22 protein-coding genes are annotated in these 18,871 nt (G+C 56.6%); 12 read left to right on the forward strand and 10 right to left on the reverse strand.

Going from position 1 to position 18,871, the window contains the following annotated elements; all coding sequences use genetic code 11:
• Nucleotides 1-18: 18 nt before the first annotated feature.
• Nucleotides 19-261 (reverse strand): biotin synthase auxiliary protein BsaP, encoded by a 243-nt coding sequence (locus HMPREF2888_RS04495; RefSeq protein ID WP_061919918.1) that lies wholly within the window; start codon nt 259-261, stop codon nt 19-21.
• Nucleotides 261-1,241 carry a biotin synthase BioB gene (bioB, locus tag HMPREF2888_RS04500; RefSeq protein ID WP_070518349.1) on the reverse strand — a complete coding sequence of 327 codons (981 nt, stop codon included), beginning with the start codon at nt 1,239-1,241 and terminating at the stop codon, nt 261-263. The genes HMPREF2888_RS04495 and bioB overlap by 1 nt, the downstream gene beginning before the upstream one ends.
• 77 nt (nt 1,242-1,318) lie before the next feature.
• On the opposite strand from bioB, the gene HMPREF2888_RS04505 reads away from it, so the two are divergent.
• The 4 genes from HMPREF2888_RS04505 to HMPREF2888_RS04520 all read left to right on the forward strand — a co-directional run bounded on the left by HMPREF2888_RS04505 (nt 1,319) and on the right by HMPREF2888_RS04520 (nt 5,155).
• Complete coding sequence (locus HMPREF2888_RS04505; protein WP_070518350.1) at nt 1,319-2,626, forward strand: M20/M25/M40 family metallo-hydrolase; 1,308 nt, start codon at nt 1,319-1,321, stop codon at nt 2,624-2,626.
• A gap of 107 nt (nt 2,627-2,733) precedes the next feature.
• Nucleotides 2,734-3,876 carry an HNH endonuclease signature motif containing protein gene (locus tag HMPREF2888_RS04510; RefSeq protein ID WP_070518351.1) on the forward strand — a complete coding sequence of 381 codons (1,143 nt, stop codon included), beginning with the start codon at nt 2,734-2,736 and terminating at the stop codon, nt 3,874-3,876.
• A 139-nt stretch (nt 3,877-4,015) separates the two neighbouring features.
• Nucleotides 4,016-4,471, forward strand: coding sequence for a hypothetical protein (locus HMPREF2888_RS04515; protein ID WP_141744823.1), 456 nt, complete (start codon nt 4,016-4,018; stop codon nt 4,469-4,471).
• Nucleotides 4,472-4,498: 27 nt separating this feature from the next.
• Nucleotides 4,499-5,155, forward strand: coding sequence for a YdgH/BhsA/McbA family protein (locus HMPREF2888_RS04520; RefSeq protein ID WP_049151475.1), 657 nt, complete (start codon nt 4,499-4,501; stop codon nt 5,153-5,155).
• On the opposite strand, the gene HMPREF2888_RS04525 is transcribed toward HMPREF2888_RS04520, so the two are convergent.
• From HMPREF2888_RS04525 to HMPREF2888_RS04535, 3 genes are read right to left on the reverse strand one after another with little or no spacing between them, the layout of a single operon-like run.
• The gene (locus HMPREF2888_RS04525; protein WP_049151474.1) at nt 5,152-5,376 is read right to left on the reverse strand and encodes a helix-turn-helix transcriptional regulator; all 225 of its coding nucleotides are present in this window, start codon (nt 5,374-5,376) and stop codon (nt 5,152-5,154) included. The genes HMPREF2888_RS04520 and HMPREF2888_RS04525 overlap by 4 nt on opposite strands.
• A 2-nt stretch (nt 5,377-5,378) precedes the next feature.
• A complete protein-coding gene (locus HMPREF2888_RS04530; protein ID WP_070518354.1) occupies nt 5,379-6,200 on the reverse strand; it encodes an ABC transporter permease in 822 nt (273 codons plus the stop codon).
• The gene (locus tag HMPREF2888_RS04535) at nt 6,200-7,051 is read right to left on the reverse strand and encodes an ABC transporter ATP-binding protein (protein WP_070518356.1); all 852 of its coding nucleotides are present in this window, start codon (nt 7,049-7,051) and stop codon (nt 6,200-6,202) included. Before HMPREF2888_RS04535 ends, HMPREF2888_RS04530 begins: the two co-directional genes overlap by 1 nt.
• Before the next feature lie 93 nt (nt 7,052-7,144).
• Between HMPREF2888_RS04535 and HMPREF2888_RS04540 the strand changes: the two genes are divergently transcribed.
• Both HMPREF2888_RS04540 and HMPREF2888_RS04545 read left to right on the forward strand, forming a co-directional pair.
• A complete protein-coding gene (locus HMPREF2888_RS04540) occupies nt 7,145-7,540 on the forward strand; it encodes an NUDIX hydrolase (RefSeq protein ID WP_049151471.1) in 396 nt (131 codons plus the stop codon).
• A gap of 88 nt (nt 7,541-7,628) precedes the next feature.
• On the forward strand, nt 7,629-8,144 hold the full coding sequence (locus tag HMPREF2888_RS04545) for a hypothetical protein (protein ID WP_070518358.1): 516 nt from the start codon (nt 7,629-7,631) through the stop codon (nt 8,142-8,144).
• A gap of 133 nt (nt 8,145-8,277) precedes the next feature.
• Here the strand turns inward: HMPREF2888_RS04545 and HMPREF2888_RS04550 are convergent, their stop codons facing one another.
• The 4 genes from HMPREF2888_RS04550 to HMPREF2888_RS04565 form a co-directional block, all read right to left on the reverse strand.
• Complete coding sequence (locus tag HMPREF2888_RS04550) at nt 8,278-9,108, reverse strand: alpha/beta hydrolase (RefSeq protein ID WP_061925679.1); 831 nt, start codon at nt 9,106-9,108, stop codon at nt 8,278-8,280.
• 81 nt (nt 9,109-9,189) lie between these two features.
• Nucleotides 9,190-10,596, reverse strand: a complete 1,407-nt coding sequence (locus HMPREF2888_RS04555) for a DUF5129 domain-containing protein (protein ID WP_168163251.1) — start codon at nt 10,594-10,596, stop codon at nt 9,190-9,192.
• Nucleotides 10,593-11,234, reverse strand: a complete 642-nt coding sequence (locus tag HMPREF2888_RS04560; protein ID WP_070420212.1) for a response regulator transcription factor — start codon at nt 11,232-11,234, stop codon at nt 10,593-10,595. Before HMPREF2888_RS04560 ends, HMPREF2888_RS04555 begins: the two co-directional genes overlap by 4 nt.
• Nucleotides 11,231-12,265 carry a sensor histidine kinase gene (locus HMPREF2888_RS04565; protein WP_070420213.1) on the reverse strand — a complete coding sequence of 345 codons (1,035 nt, stop codon included), beginning with the start codon at nt 12,263-12,265 and terminating at the stop codon, nt 11,231-11,233. Before HMPREF2888_RS04565 ends, HMPREF2888_RS04560 begins: the two co-directional genes overlap by 4 nt.
• Nucleotides 12,266-12,376: 111 nt before the next feature.
• Here HMPREF2888_RS04565 and HMPREF2888_RS04570 point away from each other — a divergent pair, with 111 nt between their 5' ends.
• Together HMPREF2888_RS04570 and HMPREF2888_RS04575 are read left to right on the forward strand one after the other, a co-directional pair.
• On the forward strand, nt 12,377-12,973 hold the full coding sequence (locus tag HMPREF2888_RS04570) for an ATP-binding cassette domain-containing protein (protein ID WP_005530582.1): 597 nt from the start codon (nt 12,377-12,379) through the stop codon (nt 12,971-12,973).
• A complete protein-coding gene (locus HMPREF2888_RS04575) occupies nt 12,957-14,168 on the forward strand; it encodes an FtsX-like permease family protein (protein ID WP_070518362.1) in 1,212 nt (403 codons plus the stop codon). Before HMPREF2888_RS04570 ends, HMPREF2888_RS04575 begins: the two co-directional genes overlap by 17 nt.
• Here the strand turns inward: HMPREF2888_RS04575 and HMPREF2888_RS04580 are convergent.
• Nucleotides 14,137-14,832, reverse strand: a complete 696-nt coding sequence (locus HMPREF2888_RS04580; RefSeq protein WP_070518365.1) for a hypothetical protein — start codon at nt 14,830-14,832, stop codon at nt 14,137-14,139. The two genes, HMPREF2888_RS04575 and HMPREF2888_RS04580, sit on opposite strands and share 32 nt — an antisense overlap.
• A 139-nt stretch (nt 14,833-14,971) precedes the next feature.
• Here HMPREF2888_RS04580 and HMPREF2888_RS04585 point away from each other — a divergent pair, with 139 nt between their 5' ends.
• The 4 genes from HMPREF2888_RS04585 (at nt 14,972) to HMPREF2888_RS04600 (ending at nt 18,650) form a co-directional block, all read left to right on the forward strand.
• Entirely contained in the window at nt 14,972-16,213 is a 1,242-nt protein-coding gene (locus tag HMPREF2888_RS04585; protein WP_070518367.1) for an adenosylmethionine--8-amino-7-oxononanoate transaminase, read from the forward strand.
• On the forward strand, nt 16,210-16,857 hold the full coding sequence (gene bioD, locus HMPREF2888_RS04590; protein ID WP_070518368.1) for a dethiobiotin synthase: 648 nt from the start codon (nt 16,210-16,212) through the stop codon (nt 16,855-16,857). Before HMPREF2888_RS04585 ends, bioD begins: the two co-directional genes overlap by 4 nt.
• A 705-nt stretch (nt 16,858-17,562) precedes the next feature.
• A complete protein-coding gene (locus HMPREF2888_RS12420; RefSeq protein ID WP_082778677.1) occupies nt 17,563-17,907 on the forward strand; it encodes a PadR family transcriptional regulator in 345 nt (114 codons plus the stop codon).
• Complete coding sequence (locus tag HMPREF2888_RS04600; protein WP_061925661.1) at nt 17,904-18,650, forward strand: hypothetical protein; 747 nt, start codon at nt 17,904-17,906, stop codon at nt 18,648-18,650. The genes HMPREF2888_RS12420 and HMPREF2888_RS04600 overlap by 4 nt, the downstream gene beginning before the upstream one ends.
• The last annotated feature ends 221 nt before the right edge of the window (nt 18,651-18,871 follow it).

Here is an 18,871-nt window from a genome sequence, read left to right on the forward strand (position 1 = left end):
AGGACAACTCGGGCCAAGCTAGGGAAGCGTCTCCACGTAGAGCCAATCCGAATCCAACTCTCCGTGGCGCGAACACTTCGTGCTCCATCCATCGGGTCGGACCTGCGCTACCATGCGGCGGCCACAGATCTGGCAAAAACGCGGCACGTCCAAGCCGGCGGCCGCCGCTGGATGCAGGTGCGCGTCTTTAAACGGCTCGCCGGTATTCGGATGGAAGATTGGCTCCTCCCCTGCCAATACGGCAGCAGCCAACTCATCCATTACAGAGCCTTGATCGGAAGATCGATGCGGCCCAGCATGTCGACGTCCTTTTCAATCTGACGGCCAAGCGTGGTCAGGTAGTTGCCCGCAATGATCGCGTTGATGCCGCCGAGCAGACCCTTCTCCGTGCCGTCGTCGCCAAGCGAAAGCTCGCGGCCGCCTGCAAAGCGCAAGGTCACAGCCGGCATCGCCAAGCGGAAAGCGGCAACGGCGCGCAGCGCTTCACCCAGCGGAACCAGCGGGTAATCCGCGAATGGGGTGCCGGGGCGCGGGTCGAGGAAGTTCATCGGAACCTCGCATGGGTTTAGCTGCGCAAGCTGGTACGCGAACTCGGCGCGATCCTCCAGGGACTCGCCCATACCGATGATGCCGCCGGAGCATACTTCCATGCCCACCGCGCGCACGTTCTCCAGGGTCTCCTTGCGTTCATCCCAGGTATGCGTAGTCACCACGTTGGGGAAGAAGGAACGAGAGGTCTCCAAATTGTGGTTATAGCGCTGGGCACCCATGTCCTTCAGGCGCTGCGCCTGTTCGCGAGTCAGTGTGCCAAGGGAACAAGAAATCTCGATATCGACTTCATCCAAAATCGCCGGGATTGCCTCCGCGACCTGGGAAAGCAGGTTCTCATCCGGCGATTTTACAGCGGCAACGATGCAAAACTCCGTCGCACCAGTCTTGGCGGTCTTCTTGGCGGCCTCCACCAACTCCGGAATGTTCAGGCGGGCCGCACGCACCGGGGACTCAAAAAGACCGGACTGCGAGCAGAAATGGCAATCCTCCGGGCAACCACCGGTCTTAATCGAGATGATTCCCTCCACGGAAACATCCGGGCCACACCACTTCAGGCGAGTCTGGTGCGCAATGTCTGCAATTTCCTCGAGCTGCTTATCCGGAACCTGCAGCACTTCCAGCAATTCTTCTTGGCTGAGACCAATTCCCTGGCCTAGGGCTTTATCACGGGCGATATCGATAATGCTCATGGAGAGCAGCGTACTTGAACGGCGTTCAATTTTTGCTAAAAGCACCCAATTTTATCGCACCGACTACCCTCAAACGCATGACGCTTTACGACGACACCCTGGAACTACTGCAAGAACTCATCCGCAATGCCTGCGTCAATGACCTCACGCCGGACTCCGGCAACGAGGTGCGCAACGCCGACACCTTGGAGAAGTTCTTTGCAGGCACCGACGTCTCCATCGCGCGTTATGAATCCCACCCCTCGCGAGTAAGCATCGTTGTCACCGTCCCAGGCGATCCAGAAAAGGAGCCGCTTACCCTCATGGGACACACGGATGTGGTTCCCGTTGACGAGCCAAAGTGGACTAAGCCGCCTTTCGACGCCCTCATTGAAGACGGCAAGCTCTACGGCCGCGGCGCCGTCGACATGCTCTTTATCACCGCCTCCATGGCGGCGGTCACCCGCAAGATTGCCCAGGAGGGCAACCCGGGCGGCACCCTTGCATTCGTAGGCATGGCCGACGAAGAAGCCCGCGGCGGGCTCGGCGTGAAGTTCATGTCGGAGCAGCACCCGGATGCGTTTTCGTGGAAGAACTGCCTGTCCGAGACCGGCGGCAGCCACCTACCCGACGCGGTGGGCTTTAATGTGGGCGAAAAGGGCGCCGGCCAGCGCCGCATCCACGTGCATGGCGACGCCGGCCACGGATCCACGCCCTATGGCAAGGACTTTGCAATTTTGAAAATCGGCGAGGTCGCACGCCGCATCGCCGCTGCTGAACCGCCGGTTGCTTCGAATGAGCTCTGGGAGGGATTCGTCAAGACCTTCAAGTTCGATCCAGAAACAGAGGCGGCACTAATTGCAGGTACCGGCGATTACTCGAAGTTCGGCGATCTTGCCGCCTACGCTCACGCGTTTAGCCACACCACCATCGCCGAGACCGTCCTGCGTGCTGGCGGCGCAATCAACGTGCTGCCTTCCCACGCCTACCTGGAGATGGATATCCGCCCCTTCCCAGGCCAGACCCAGGATGAGCTCGATGACTTCCTGCGCGAGGCACTAGGAGATCTTGCTGACGAGGTAGAAATCGAGCACCTGATTACGGAAGACGCCACGCAATCTTCCACCGATACGAAGCTCTGGCACGCGATTGAGGCAACCTCCAAAGAGTTCTTCCCCGATAAAGATGTGGTTCCAGTCCATGCCACGGGTGGTTCCGATCTGCGTTTCGCGCGCCGTATGGGCGGCAACGCCTATGGCTTTGCCATGCATGCCGAAGCCCGCGATATGGCGAGCGCCAACTCCCAGCTACACAGCCACGACGAGCACCTTTATCTCGAGGATTTGGAGCTTACAGTGCGCGCTTATGACTCACTTGTAACGCGGTTCCTTTCTTCCGAAAAGTAAGGCACTACCTGGGAAAAGTCGGCGTCGGCAAGCCGTGTCCGGGGCATGTTTTAAAGTGTTATTCGTAAGTTAGTTCGAAACACTTTAGCAGTGAGGAACCTCTTGCTATGAAAGTGCCCTACCACTCTCACACCAACCCCGAAGACGAAATAGCCCAAGCCGCCGCACAAATCCGGCATGCAGAGCTGCGCTTCTGGCGCGAGCATCTGCCGGAATTCGATAACGAAATTGAGCTCGCGGTGCAGAGAATGTTTTCTGCCACCGGCGTTAGCCCTACGCGCATATCCAAAATTTTCATGGCTTTAGATCGCCTCGAATCCATGCCAGAACTACATGCTCTCCAAGAGCGCTACCTCCACCTAGATTTAGATCGGCTTATCGCCATCAACGAGTCCTTAGACAAGCTTGGGGAGCCACTTGCCGGCGCCCTTGCACGCATCGACGCAGGCATCACCAAGTACCTCACTCCAAAGCGTGCGAACCAAGTCCCGCCCACGCAAGCAAATATCAAGCGCAAACTCAATGAGCTCATTAGCACCGAAGATGACACGATTGCCCTGCAAGATACGCGCCGCCGTGGTCGATACAGCACCGACCCATTCTCCGTAACGCTGGAAGCAGATCCAGAAACCATCGCGAGCGTCGACCAGGCGGTACGCGCCTTCGCCGAGGCCGAGCGGATTCCACTCGCCCAGGCCATGACGCGCCTCATCCTCGGCGAGGCCCAACCAAAGGTCATCCTGCACACCTACCAAGCAACTGACATCCCCGGCGCGCCAACCTTCATCCAAGGCCACGGTTGGTCCCGTACTCCCGTTTCCCCTTCGGAGGTCCACGAGGTCGACCCATACGCCGAAAGCAAGAACTACATCACTCCGGCGAACATTCGAAAGTATGTTGAGGGCCGCGACGGCACCTGCCGCTACCCGGGCTGCAACCATCCGGCCCATAAGTGCCAGACGGACCACCGCATCAACTTCGCCGACGGTGGCCCAACAACCCCCGCAAACCTTGCTTGCTTGTGCCAACACCACCACAACATCAAGACGGATGGCACAGCGTTCTACATCATGGACCCATACACTGGGGATATCTTCTGGCTCTTCGAAGATGGGACGTGGAAATCCACCGAGCCTACCGGGCCCATCGCTGAGAAGAACTGGGCGCAGACTTTCGCGCAGGCCATCGCAAGTAGGCGTCGCCGGGCCCATGAGCAGGCCGTTGCTTTAAAGGAGGAGATAAAGAGCTAGTCACAACCATGACCCGCACACCGCTTTGATTGCTGCCGCGGGGCCTATCTTTAGCCTGCTCAGCGGTATCATCTGCTCGCTGCTACAACCGAGACGCCTGGTGTGGATCTGGTTCAGCTTTGCTTCCATCATGGAAGGCGTGTGTTATTTCGTCATCACGCCCGCTGGCGCTGGTGACACAGCAACGGTTGTGGATGCACTCGGTTGGCCCGCATGGGTGCAATTAGTCATGTGCGCGGTGGGTGTGGCAGGCATGTTCGCCACCGCTTGGCACTTTGCGCCCTACATCAAGCGCTTTGCCGGCGATGATCGCAAAGCCCAGTGGGCAATGGCATTCTGGCCGTGGCTCATTGGTGCCGCAGCGATGTGCGCGCTGCAGCTACTTTATGTTGCTGTCAGTGACGTATCGCTGAGTATCGGCGAAAAAATCCTCGTCGGCATTTCCGATTTCGGCGTGCTCACCTTCGCCCCGATGGGTTTCATCTTCCGCGGCCGGTGGAGCGAGGTTGAACAAGAACCGCTGCGAACAAACCTCATTGGTGGAATCATCGTGCTTGTTGCCTTGATTACAGTGAATATTTGGATCTCTACTTAAAACAAAAATTCCATTTATAATTTTTGCATGAAAAAGATCTCTTTTATTCTTATCGCCGCACTTCTTTCTGGTTGCTCCCAGCAAGAACCCGCAGCACCAAAGCCGCCAGTTTCCGCCCACGATCACATTCTCGCTGCAGAAGATGCGCCAGAAGGATACGAGTATTCAAACATCAACGAGCTAATGAGCACCGAAGACCAAGCTCTCACCGAGGACCTCGTCTCCAGCGACTCCGAAAAGACCACGACCCCCGAGCAATGCGCACCGCTTGCCACCTCAGCGATGGATTTCATCGCCAAGATTTACAAGAATCCGGATACATTCTCCGCCGCCGATTTCAGCGCCGGGGACGTAAATGCCACGGTCTCTCTCAGCACGAACCCAGAGACGCTCCCCTTCCCCGCTGACCTCGCGGAGTGCGCTTCCTTTTCCAATGACGTCAGCGGAATCGTCAGCGATTACTCCACTACACCGCTCGACATGCAAATCGAAGGCGCCGAAAACCTGCAGGCCGCAAAGGTAACCATCGAAAGCGCCGGGAATCCACTAGTCGGCGAGCCCGGGGAGAGCGAATTCGTGGCGCACGCGCTTGTCGACGGCGCCGTCGTCAGCGTCAGCTCGCACGATGAACAAGCACTCCGCCAGCTCATGGAAAAGCAAGTAAATAAGGTGGCAAACCGCTAAGACAACGGCGAGAATTCATCCAAGGAAAAAACGGATTCCACCGGCACTCCAAAATACTGCGCAATACGCAAAGCAAGATGCAACGACGGTGCAGACTCGCCGCGCTCTAGGTAACCAATCGTCTGATAGTGAATGCCTAGGGCCTCGGCGAGTTCACGTCGGCTGATTCGCCGGTCAGTACGCATCACAGCGATGCGGTTGTGAACTATGTCTTCAGTCATTTCTAAATTCCGATTTGGGCCCGAGTCTTGGATTGGATATTGGCGAGGGAGCCAAAAGTCTCTTTGCGGAAGCTATAGCGTAGCAAGGCAATAACAACTATAAATCCAACGATGATCCAAGTAAGAAGAACCCCCACAGCTAGCACAGGTGTGAATTCTCCGCCGTACTCCCACTGCGCAGGATTATCCGAGATCCGCCGCGATAGGTGTCCGGACCAGTAGAAGGGCAGGATGAGCTGCGGAATCTGTATCCAGCGAGGAACGTCAGCCAAGGAGATAAAGCTGCCGCTGGTAGAAAACAGCGCTATGACGATGGCATAACCGACAAGCTGTGAATATGTCCCACGCATGAACGCACCAAGCACCAGCCCTAAAGGTGCTGCGGCTAGATTCGAGAGCAAAGCGATGCCCAGCATGGGAACAATACGACCCCATGAAATTTCTAGGTTCGGCAAGATAAAAAGTGCGGCAAAGAGCAGTACTGCCTGCATGATGAATACGACGCTTACACAAGAGATTGTCTTGCCGATTGCCCACACCCACGAGCCATTAGGCAACATTCGCGCGCGCACTAAGGCGCCGCCTAATCTGTCGCTATAGAACTCGGCAGCAATCTGCATTATCACGAACGTCGAAAAGCTGCCGACCAAACCGGCGAGAATTACCGACGAAGTCGAAGTTTGCTCAATCATCTCCTGCGAGCTTTGGCGAACCATCACCACGATAAACAGAACGGGCGCGAACACCATGAACGCTCCGACGCCTACAAGCTGCGGCCGAATGTCACTTGCCGCCTGGCGGAGGGCTGCTTTGAAGATTTTCATTACTGTTCCCCATTCTTTTTCACGATGGAAAGGTAGGCATCCTCTAGCGTCGGACGCGTCACGGTTAATTCAGAGATGGAATCGAGTGGCAGCCCCTGCAGAAACTTCTCTGGCGTTTCCGTGGAATGAACGTTGCGCACCCCATCTGCAACCCACGAGACCTCCGCAGTTCCCAAATGCGCTGACCGCAGCTGCATAGGGCTGCCGTTTGCTAGGACTTTTCCCTCACCCAAGATGATGATTCTGCTGGCGAGCTTTTCTGCTTCTGCAAGGTCATGGGTGGTCATAAGGACCGTGGTGGAACGATCCACGTGGTCCATAATCACGTCGTGCATTTGTGTCTTCGAGACCGGATCGAGCCCCGTCGTGGGCTCATCTAGGAGTAACAACTCAGGCCCACCGATGAGCGCTGCCGCAAAATCTAGGCGACGCCGCTCGCCACCGGACAGGCTCGAAATCTTCTGATTTTCCTTATCCCCTAAAGACACCAACTCAAGCGCCTGCTCAACCCCCATTGCTGCCGGTGAGTGGGTTTCATGGATGCCCGCAACCCATGCCAACTGGTCTTTAACGCGCCACTTGGGGTGGTCGGACCAATTCTGCTGAACCAAACCCACACGAGACCAGAACCCGGCCTTTACCCTGCGAGGGTCCTGCCCGAAAACACGAACCCTGCCAGCAGTTGGAGTCAATGTGCCCACAATGTTTTCCAGCAGCGTGGTCTTTCCCACACCGTTTGGGCCAAGCAAGCACACCACCTCGCCGGGGTCAACATGCAAGTCCACTCCGCCCAGAACTTTCTTCGCACCATAGGAGAAAGCCAGGCCGTCGATTTCAATTACTCGAGTCATTACACTCCCTTCGGTTCAATCCTCACTAAAGCAGATAGCACATGTACTACATATTGGAAGGGGGTTACTTCATGTCCTGATAAGCTCGTCTCCATGCCAACACAAGAAATTCACGTAAGCGCTGTCATTTTCCACAACTCAGAAGGCCATGTCCTTTGCGTGCGAAAGAAAAACACCACCGCGTTTCAGTTTCCGGGTGGTAAACCAGACCCCGACGAAACGCCCCTCCAAGCTGCAGTGCGCGAGGTAGGAGAGGAAATTGGCGTCACGCTTGATGGTGCCCTACTTAGCCCACGCGGCACCTTCCGCGCAGCCGCCGCCAACGAGGAAAATCATGAGGTCATTGCAGATGTCTTCAGCTATCCATCCCCTGTCATCCCAAACATTGCAGCGGAGATTGCCGAGTACGCATGGGTAGATTTGGCCGAACCTCACGTTGAACTCGCACCGCTTCTGAAAACCCCTGCACTACGCGAGAAGCATTGTTAGATTGCGGTCATGAGCAGCACAGAGCGATATGTTGAAGATGCTGTCCTTGGCCGAGTAAACCTTCCACTTACTGCACTTTCATGGCACAATGGCCTGCATGAGCAAAGTACGTAAGTCCGCACTGTTGACTGCAGCCACCGCAATCACCGTTTCCCTTGCCACCCCAGCCGCCTCCGCCGACATGGTGGATGACTACCTCGCGAAGGTTCCTGCGGGCCAGATCTCCTGCGATCAGGCAAGCCGCTATTACACCAACGCTTCCGACTACAACTCCAAGAAGTCCCAGGCGCTCGCCGCTGCTAATTTCCACCCGCGTGGTGGCGAAATCCGCGATGCCATCGCGCGCGCGGATGAGGCAATCGCGCGTTGTGGTCTAAATGGTGGCGCTCCGGCCCCGGCCCCGGCTCCAGCTCCAAAACCAGCCCCAGCTCCAAAACCAGCACCTGCCTCAGCAAACGTGATTTCGGTTGGTGTGGTTCCGGGTCAGCCTACGGTTGATGTGCCGGTTGGCCCGCAGGTCTTCCGCATTCCGGACATCAACAAGATCATCCAGGATCTCTTCTCCCAGGCACAGTCCCAGGTTTCGCAGCTTTCTTCCTTCTAGGAGGGCAGAAAGTACTCGTCCGCGTGCAGCGCACATGATGGCCTGCTCATCGCGGGGCATAGGACCCGAACCACTCGCAGCAGGTAGCGCATTTGTTTGCCACGACGTCGACAAGCGAGTGCCCCATGAATCATTAGCGGGTAAGACCCCACATAACCTGATCGAGCGCGCAAGAATCGTGCGGCAGATCTGGATGCGCTGCTGGGGCCTCACAGACGTCGCCCAAGCTGACGTTTTCAACGTCGGCGCCTGGTACCGCAGTAAGCTTCGAGGTTTCGTTCGGCGTGACGGTGGTATCCGCCGGGCTATAGATCGAGGTGTACTTAACCCCCGGCGCGGTATCGGGCAGTTTGTTCATTTTCTCAATAAAGTCCGAGCCCTGCAGCTGCTGAATGCCGGCCGTAGTGCCCAAGAAGGCAGCCAGCTTCGGCATAACCTTGGCAATATCACTCAACGCAGGTCCCATACCGCTCAGCGTAGTGCCGTGATAGTTGCCACCGATTGCGACAACACGGGAGACCTCCTCTGGGGAACCGTAGAGCTGCGTGAAAGTCTTGGTGTGCAGCCCGCCCTGGGAATGGCCCACGAGGTTGACCTTGTCAGAGCCAGTAGCGGACCGAACATACTCGATTTGCTCTGCAATCTCGCGAGCAGAAGCATCAAGATCCCCAATCGCCTTCATGGCCGGGATAGCATTCTGCAACGTGACATCGTCCGCGCCGTAGTCGAATGCCCACACGCACATGTTTTGCTCCTGCAGCCGCGGAATCAGATCCGTCCAGGCCGAGGAATTATCGCTGGTGCCATGAATGAGAACCACTGGCTCAACATCAGAAACGCAGCTCGGATCGTTGATGCCATAGCTCTCTGGCACTGAGGTCTCAAAAGTGGCAGCTTGAGCAGGTGCGATGGACACGGTAGCGGCTAGAAAAGAAGCCGTGAGGAAGGTGGTAATTCGACGCATGCCCCACAGAATAGACCCTGCTCACGGATTTTATTCAAGATAGGGTAGCCGGGTGTGTACGTTCGGACAATACTCAAAGTGTCAGAAACTCGAGGCACCACCAGCGCCGGAGAACCCCGAGCTAAAGTTGCTGCTCACGTTGGGTGAAGAAGCTACGGAAGCGCTGTTCCATGAGCTGATCGCCATAAAGGGTACGAATCCGTGATAACCCACTCCCGGATAGAAGGAAGACTCGTCAATACGCGGGCGCGCCGCCATTTCATCCGCTTCGTTTTCCTTTTGTAACTGCGTTTGGATCTGCCCAAAGAGCGTGGCTGCGCGCTCCACTAGCTCGAGGTAACGATCCATAAATTCAGGCGCGGCCGCATCGATCTCCTCGGAAACGGCAATCAGTCGGGATGCTTCTTCCGCGACCCCGCCCGTGGATTCCGTGCGCGCCTCAATCAGGTCCTTGCGTAGCTCATAGAGTTCCTTGCGGCGCGCGTTAACGTCAGCATGCTCGACGGCATACAGACGGTCGATGTTGTGTTCTGCGGTATCTACGCGGTCACAAATGGATTTCGCTTCCTCGATTCCACTCGCCGCCTGTTCGAATTCCTCGTCGGAAGACTGCTCGTTCAGGCTGGCAAAAGGGCTAACTTTATCGTCGAGATTGAGGAACTCGTCGCGCAATTGCTCCCATTCCTCGCGCATCCGGGCGTCGACAAGCGCTGATTGCAAAGAGTGCGCACGCACGTCGATGGCATTCAAGCGTTGAGCGATATCCCCATAAGCCCGTGAAACGTATTTCCAATCCTCACGGGCGGTCGCAATACGCTGCGCTTTCCGACGCCGCGTAGCGCCCACCGCAGCCACGATTCCTCCGGCAGCCGCACCTGCGCCGAAACCACCAAAGCCAATACCGAGACCGCGGTTAGCCTTAGCATCGGAATAAAGCTCCTCACTGACCTTGTCTGCATCGGCAGCATAGTCAGCGCCAGCGAAAAGACCTGCCGGGATATTTCCTGCCTTCACGCCCGGTTTGATCTCTTCGATTGCGTCTTCCAAATGACCATCTTCTAGTTCCAGGGACAGGTCCTTCCCCACATCGTTGCCCGCGAAGATGAAAGCCTGACGTGGATCGAGGCCCACGCCAACGAAGAGCTGGCCATCGGTGAAATGGTCATCGCCAATGAGGTCTGGGTGATTATCGCGTAGATACTCTTCGACGGAATCTTCTACCTCGTCCTTGTTCTTTTTGAAGACAAGGTAGTTCAGCTGCTTGACCGGAGCCGCGAAGTGGATTCGCTCAACGTCACGACGCATGCGTGCTTCGTCATCGGGGTTTAAGACATCTTCGGGATCCATGATCTCGACCCTGACGTCTGCGGACCGCTCGACGGAATAATCTGCTTGCTCCGGAGATTCCACAAGCGTAGCAGCGCCGAAAGCAGTGCCGCCGCCAACCAAAAGCGCTGCTGCTGCAGATGCCGCCAGAATCTTTTTCATTCCAATCTCCATTCTCGCTTGGTGCGCAGCCATGCCAGGACTGCCTTGACGCGGCGGTTTTCGTCTTCGGGGCTGAACCCGAGCTTCGTGAAAACATTCGCCACGTGCTTGCTTACTGCACCGGCAGTGAGCACGAGCTTGCCTTCGATCTCGCGATTGCTGGCGCCTTGTGCCATCAAGGCTAGTACCTCGCGTTCTCGGGGCGTTAGCTTATCGACGCCCATCTTCCGGGAGGAGAGCAAAGTGCTCACGACTTCCGGATCTACCACGGTGCCACCTGCAGAGACCGTATCCAGTGCATGGATGAACTCATCCACATCGGCGATTCTTTCCTTGAGAAGATAGCCGAATCCGCCGTGTTCGATGAGCCCGTCCAGGTAGCTGGCGGCGACGTATTGGCTCAACACCACGACGGGCTGCTCGGGCGTACGTTTGCGAATCTCATTGACTGCTCGCAGGCCGTCGTCCTGCAAAAGCGGCGGCATCCTGACGTCGGTGACAATGATGTCGAATCCTTCTGCCGCAGCACGCAATTGATCAGCATCTTCGACCGTGGTGACCTCATGGCCCAAGGAACGCAGGAGTTGTTCGATTGCCGCACGCAGCAGGGCGGAGTCTTCAGCAAGCAAAATTTTCATGGCAGTTTCATCCTTAACCGTGCGCCCTGATCAGTGTCTTCTAGTTTCACGCTTCCGCCCAGGGCTATGGCGCGCTCTTCCAGGCCGGCGATGCCGGTTCCCTCGCCTGCGGTTAACCCGTGCCCGTTATCGGTGATGGAAATCTTTATCCCTTCTCGGTAGTCCAGCTTCACAGTTGCTGCGGTGGCCTCACCGTGCTTTACGGCGTTGGTTAGTCCCTCTGCCACGCAGTGATATGCCAACAAGGCGCTGGTTTCATCAAGGGAGCGTTCTTCGCCTTTGCATTCGAGGGTGGTCTCCAGCCCGGAATGGACGAGGAGTTCTTCGAGAGCCGCAATCAGGCCATTATCGAAGAGGACCTGCGGTGCGATGCCACGGACCGTGTCGCGCAAGGCAGAGAGAGCAAGGCTGGCGTTGTGGTCGGCGGCGTCGAGAGCCGCGGTGTCTCCCCTTTTCGCCGCGGCTAGGTTGAGCTTGAGCGCGGTGAGGTACTGCTGCGGGCCGTCGTGTAGCTCCCGTTCGATGCGGCGGCGCTCGCCGGAGAAGGCGTCGATAAGCGTGGCTCGCGCATCGCTCTCCAACGCCAGGCGAGTGGTGCTCACGGAAAGAAAGGTCAAAAACTTCGCGCCAAAGATAAGGACCAGCAAGCACAGGCAGCCAAACGTCCAGCTCACCACGATAGCCAGGGCTCGATTTTCAATGACGAGGCTACCGATGTTGAACCTATCCGTGAAGAAAGGAGCGATGAAGAATACCACCGTCATAACCCCCACGAACAGCCACAACGCCATGCTCAAAATCGAGAGCAAAAGCTGAATCAGAAGGTGATAGAACTGCTGCCAATCAAACCAGCGATGTGGGGTGCGGTAGCGAATCTTCACGCCCAACCACCGTGCGCCGCCGCGGGTAATGACGGCCATGAGGGACGCAACGAGCGGAATCCACGGCAGCATGACAACGGAAACCACAGCAGCGGGAATACACAGCAGCGCTAGCACTAGATTCCACGCCACGGATTTGAAAGTTGCCATAGAGTACAACCCTAATCCGCACTTCGGACACACGCAGTGGAGCTAGCTCCCCTAAATTTCTGGGAGTCTCCCCCATCGGAATACTGCGCCTTTCAACGTGAAATCGAAAGCATGACACTCATCGCAAAAAATCTCACGAAGAAATACGGCAAGAATCTAGTGCTAGACCACCTCTCGCTGCGCATTGAACCGGGCGAGTTCGTGGCCATCATGGGCCCTTCCGGAAGCGGCAAGTCAACGCTCCTCGGCCTGCTTTCTGGCCTCGACAAACCTACAACCGGCAAGGTCAATGCACCGGGGCGCAAGCACCGCGCTTTCGTGTTCCAAGACTATAACCTCCTGGAATCGCTTAACGCCCAGCAGAACGCGGAGCTTACGGCGAAGTTCTCCGGCCGTAAATGCAGCCCGGCGAAGCTGCACCAGACCTTTGAGAGCTTGGGCATCGGCGGGCTGGAAAAGCGCTTACCGGCACAGCTTTCGGGCGGACAGCAACAACGCGTCGCGGTGGCGCGAGCATTGCTTGCCGACGCCCCCTTCATCTTCGCCGACGAGCCCACCGGTGCGTTGGACGACGACACGGCGGACGTGGTCATGGATCATCTCGTCCGCGTACCCAGCACGGTGGTAATGGTCACCCACTCGCACGCGGCCGCCGCGAAGGCCGATCGCATCTACAAGCTGGAGGAACACCATGTCCGTATGGCTTAAGGATCTACACAGCAATTGGCCTTCCTGGCTGGCGGTGGCGCTGACGTGTTTTATCTCCGGAATGGGATTCTCGCTCGCCGTAGCGCTTATTAACGCAACCGGTGATGACACAACTTCTCTGGGCGGAACCATCCTCGGGCTGGCTATCTGCTCCAATATTCTCGTCATTTTCTCGCAGATGAAGCTCATCATCGACGAGCACATCCACATCTACCGCAGCTGGCGCATGGTGGGCATGCCCAATTGGCTCATCTTTGTACTCGTGCTGGGTCAGATTGCGGCGGTCTCTACATGCGGTGCGGTTCCTGGCGCCTGTTGCGCTACATTTCTCACGGACTTCGCACTCGATGCTTTCCACCGCGACAACATTCGAGTGGACGGTATCTCCGTGACGATGGGCGGTGTTGTGCTTGCTAGTGCGGTGTGCGTACTTGCCGCAGTACTCGGTGGATTCTTGTCATTGCGGCGTATCTACCGTTCAGGGATGCCACGGTGGACAGCTGCCAAGTGTGCGCTCGCTTTAATCCTTGGTGCCGGGATCTTGTTTGCCTGCACCTTGATCGAAGATCCTATAGATACAATGTCCGCTTGCCTCGGCCTTATCCCCTTGTTCGCATTCCTGGTTCCATGGATGTTGCCACTGCTTATGCAGTGGACCCGACCTCTCGGCATCGCTGGCGCGAACGTGCGCGTACGCAGCAACTTCACCGCACCACATATCATGCCGTGGATCTTGTTCGGCGGCCTCATCATCGCCGTGGGCTCAGGTCTCCGCGCCATGTTGAGCATGGAGGAGGAGTTTACGATGTCGCCGTGGCAGGTGTTCGTAGTGGTACTCGGGCCGACGATCGCGCCGAGCGTGATGGCGGCGTTTACTACTTCGCTGTTAATGCGCAAGCGGATCGCTCACGACGCAGGGGCGCTAACTTTGGCGGGTGCTGCCAGGAACAGCATTTTCCGGGTACAAATCGGTGAAGCCTTCGCGCTGACAGCAACCACGACGGGATTACTGTCCGCGCTCACGCTCTTCATCGTCTTGCTCATGAACCACGGGATGACAGGAGAATACGCGCTCACCGGCTTCTGGTGGCAGGCGTTAATAATGCAAGCCGGTGTGATGTTTATGGGTCTTTCCGGCTTCAAATGCGGGTTGGCCACAAACTTTAGGGACGCAGCTGCACGTTTCCGCCCGTAAAGGACTTGTACTGCTCAATGTCTCCGCCAACTGGGACTAATTGACCATCTTCAACATCTAGGCGCACGCGTGCGGTTTCGGTAATTCCCTCTGCGGTAGAACGGCCGCGATGGCCCACGGTGAGCTCAATTTCATCGTCTCCCACCATGGAAACTTCTTCCACGGAAGCGGCGGTAATACCGTGGCCGCCGACCAATTCGCCCTCGGACCAAATGAGGATTCCGTCTGCGATTGATGCACCCGTTCCGGCAGGACCGTTTTCGTCACCTAAGGCACCATCCAGTACGGCGTAGCTAAGCTCCGCGCACGGATCATAGGCGCCGTCACTGACCGTGTAGTGGAACTTAAAATTATCTTTATCCGTGTTGAGGACGCCCTTTGCGCCGTTGGCGAACCGCTTCTGCAAATCCGAGCCGCCGTCCGCGCACTTTTCCTCTTCATCCTCTTTATTTTCCGCAGTTACCGTTTCGGTCACTACCGGCTGCGGATCTGCTTGCTGCTGGGTCGTATCTGTGGACTCAGTTTGCTCGGTGGACTCAGTTTGTTGTTCGGCGGTCGCACGGAAGACCGGCTTCGAAGATTCGCTTTCGGATTCCGATGAACAACCGGCAACGCTCAACGCAACTACAGCTACAGCACTCGAAACAGCAACGAATTTCCTCATGATTTCAAGATACTTGACTGCTTGCTAGAGAAGTTCCGATAGCCAAGGAAAGAAAGAACAGCGCGGGAGCTACACCCGGCCTTGAACGTTGTTCAATTACAGTCTTAAAAGAGATTATTGCTGTGGTAGAGATAATTCCATGCCTTTTTTGAACAGTGTTCAAGTCGCTGCGATCGACTCCACCCATATCTGGCACCCCTATGCCGCGCCCGGCGCGCCAGCCTTGCAGGTATTGCGCACCGATGGTGCCTATTTAGAACTCGCAAATGGCCAACGCGTCATCGACGGCATGAGCTCCTGGTGGGCGGCATGCCACGGCCATTCGCACCCGCGGCTGGTGGCGGCGGCGAAGGATCAGATCGATAGGTTCAGCCACGTCATGTTCGGCGGGCTCACTCACGAACCGGCGGCGCGGCTTACCGCAAACCTCCTGGAGTTGACCAAGCACCAGTACGCGCAGGTCTTCTACTCCGATTCCGGATCCGTCGCGGTGGAAGTGGCGGTAAAGATGGCGCTGCAGTGTTCGCCACCCGGCCGCACCAAGCTTTTGACCTGGCGCTCGGGCTATCACGGCGATACCTTCACTGCGATGAGCGTATGTGATCCGGAAGGCGGCATGCACTCTATGTGGAAGGGCATCCTTGCCGAGCAGATCTTTGCCCCAGCTCCGCCCACGGAAGGCGCCTCGTCTAAGCAGCGGGCGGAATACTTGCATAAGTTCGAGTCCTTTATCACCGAAGAAGTCGCCACGGTCATCATCGAACCCGGCGTGCAGGGCGCAGGCGGAATGCGCTTCCACGACCTAGAGCTAGTCGCAGGCGTGCGGGAGCTATGCGATAAGCACGGAATCTTGCTCATCGCGGATGAAATCGCCACCGGGTTTGGTCGCGCAGGTGAGCTCTTCATGACGCAGGCGGCAGGAATCACGCCCGACATCATGTGCGTGGGCAAGGCGCTAACGGGTGGGTTTGTCTCGTTGGCAGCAACCCTGGCCACGCAAAAGGTGGCGAAGACGATGCAGCCACGCGCATTGATGCATGGGCCGACGTTCATGGCCAATCCCCTGACCTGCGCGGTGGCAGCCGAGTCCACCGCCATGATTGCGGAAGGCACCTGGCGCGCGGACGTCGCACGCATTGAGCAAGGTTTACGCGCAGGGCTTAGCGACGCCCCCGGCATCACCCGCGTGCGCGGCGCCATCGGCGTACTGGAAATGGCCCATGACGTGGACATGGAAGCGACCACCGCGGCGGCCCTTGAAGAAGGCGTATGGCTGCGCCCATTCGGCAGGCTCATCTACACAATGCCGCCATATATCTGTACCGATGAGGAAGTAGCGCGCATTTGCCGCGCCGTCGTTGCCGCCGGGGAGGTCGCATGATCTATTGCATCACCGGAACCAATACGGATGTGGGAAAGACCATTGCCACAGCGGCCCTGGCCGCGCAGTACCAAGCGGCGGGCAAGCATGTGGTGGTGGCGAAACCGCTGCAAACAGGAGATACGAGCGATTGCGCCACGGTCACACGTCTTACCGGCGTGGAATCCCGGCAATTCAAGCACTATCCGGAGCCTCTAGCGCCGAACCTTTCTGCCCGGCGCGCGGGATTAGCGCAGGCCGAAAAAGAGGAGGTGCTGGCGTGGATTCGCAGCATCGATGCAGACGTCGTACTCGTGGAGGGCGCGGGCGGCCTGCTGGTTCGGCTCGCGGATAGCTTCACGCTTGCCGACGTCGCCCGTGACCTCGGCGCCGAGCTTTTCATAGTCACTAGCTTGATGTTAGGCAGCCTCAACGCCGCTGAGCTCACCGTGGAAGCTGCCCGCGCCCGCGGCATTCGCGTCAAAGGGCTGGTTGGCGGCATGCTGCCACAAGAGCCGGACCTCGCCACTCGCCTCAACATCGCGGAGCTTCCCAAGGTCACCGGCGTGCCACTGCTCGGCTGTATTCCTACCGGCGCAGGCTCGTTAAGCAAGGAGGAATTCTGCGCCCAAGCAGCGCAGTGGGATCTCTTAGGTGGTCTCTAGATTGGCCCACGCAACCGGAAAGGGTCTTTCATGACTCGGCCTCCTCATCCCCTGGAACAATCTTGCCGTCTATGGCACTCAAGATGCAGCCAGCCAAAATGTAACCACTCGCCTGCATATGGGTGGCCCAGTTGCCTCCGCCTCCGGCCACAACCAAAAAGAGCATGAAACCCACAGCAATGAGACAATAAACAATGAATCGGCCATGCGCACCGAGCCGATATCTCCGCGCAGAAATGACGTTGATGACCCAGCTGAGCCCTAGGAGAATTGCATAGACTAGCCCTCCGGCCAACGCACCCGGAACCATGTACAGCATTCGTTATCCCTTCCAGCAATCATCTGCGGGGCCTTGGAAGCACTTTCTAAAAGGTAAAACGAAAAGTCTTGAGACTTCACAAGCGTGTGCAGGTCACAAATGCAGGTCAACATACCTTTCTGAAGATTTCTTCCCGGCCACACTAACAAAATCTCCCAAGGATTATTACCCCCTTGCCCCCCATTAAAAAATCCTAGTTTAACTGCAAAACATCAGGCCTAGATGCCGTTGAGACGAGACACCGTGACCAGTGGGCTACTTTTAACCGTCGTTAACACGATAGCCCGACGGAACAAAAACACTCGACAAGGCCTTGTCGGCAAGAAACACACGTACTTTCTATGTTGCGACACAACCTAGGTAGGTTTACAATCTAGGTTGTGTCCATGCATAGATCTTTCCCAAGCCACTGGTTACGAGCCGTACTACCTCTCGCAGTCATGCATGTCTTAGCTAAAGAGGCGACTTATGGCTACGAGATAGCTGCGTCACTCAAGGAGTCAGGGTTTGGCGACATTAAAGGTGGCACTCTTTATCCGCTACTTGCGCGATTAGAGCGAGATGAATTGGTTTCACCACAATGGCGCGCAGGGGAATCAGGACCAGGTCGGAAATATTACGAACTAACCGAACAGGGAAGAGCGCAACTAGACGAACAAACACAGCAGTGGCGCGAGTTTTCACAGATCGTCACAGCTCATTTTGCACACAACAAGGAGAAGCCGGCATGACACAATACGCAACCGAAAAAAGCTTAGCGCCTGACATCGATCCACGTTGGGCGGAAGAATTTATCCTCACCGCACGTCTCGAAGAAATTCCAGGAGACGTCATCGGAGATACGTTAGGCGAAGTAAACGATCACTGCCGTTCGGCCAATGAAAGCGCACTTGAAGCCTTCGGCCCTGCACGAGACTACGTAGAACAGATCGCAGCCGACGTGAAAAAAGTTAAAAGCCCAAGCATTTTAATACTTTTAGGGCCTGCTTTTTTACAAATCGTAGGCGTGGTTTTGTGCCTGCAAGGAGTCTACGGCCTTGCCTCAGGAACGTCGCATCCCCTCGATTGGGCGACAATAGCAGTCTTTGGGATTGTAGGAGTACTACTGCTGTGTGCTGAAAAGCCTTTAGCATTCGTACTGCGACTGATAGTCCAAAAGCCAGTACTCGGCGCCGCTACCTTCGGATTACTTGCCCTGCTGTGCTGTGTACTGTTTTCTATTCCAATGTGGTGGTCAACCCCCGCCGTACCGATTCACAGCTCGATTGTGCTGTGCATTGGAATCGCTGCCATACTAATTGGAACCATTCTTGAAATCGGATTCGATAGTTTCGGAGGCTTTGACGATCCCCTCATCGTGGCCGGGCAGAAAGATAAGACGCCCGAAAAGAAGTCAAAACTCTCATGGCTATCCAGCGGGTACGCCATTATTTGCGCGATTATTGGCTCGATAATCATCATGATATTTGCCTAATTTCTGAGTTAGGCATCCGCTGAGAGTGTCTGATGGTTTGTGTGTGGGATTCCATCCCGCATAAGGAGATAAGCCAGAATGACTACTGTGGCACGACGAGACCCGGCTGATAAGGCCAAGATTGACGCGATTGAGAAGAAGCTTCTTGCTAACCCTGAAATCGCGAAGCTAATTGACGAACTAGGCACGTTGAAACCAAGCCCCACACACAAACAACTTGA

It is taken from the genome of Corynebacterium sp. HMSC077D03 (assembly GCF_001808545.1).
Lineage (GTDB): Bacteria > Actinomycetota > Actinomycetes > Mycobacteriales > Mycobacteriaceae > Corynebacterium > Corynebacterium simulans.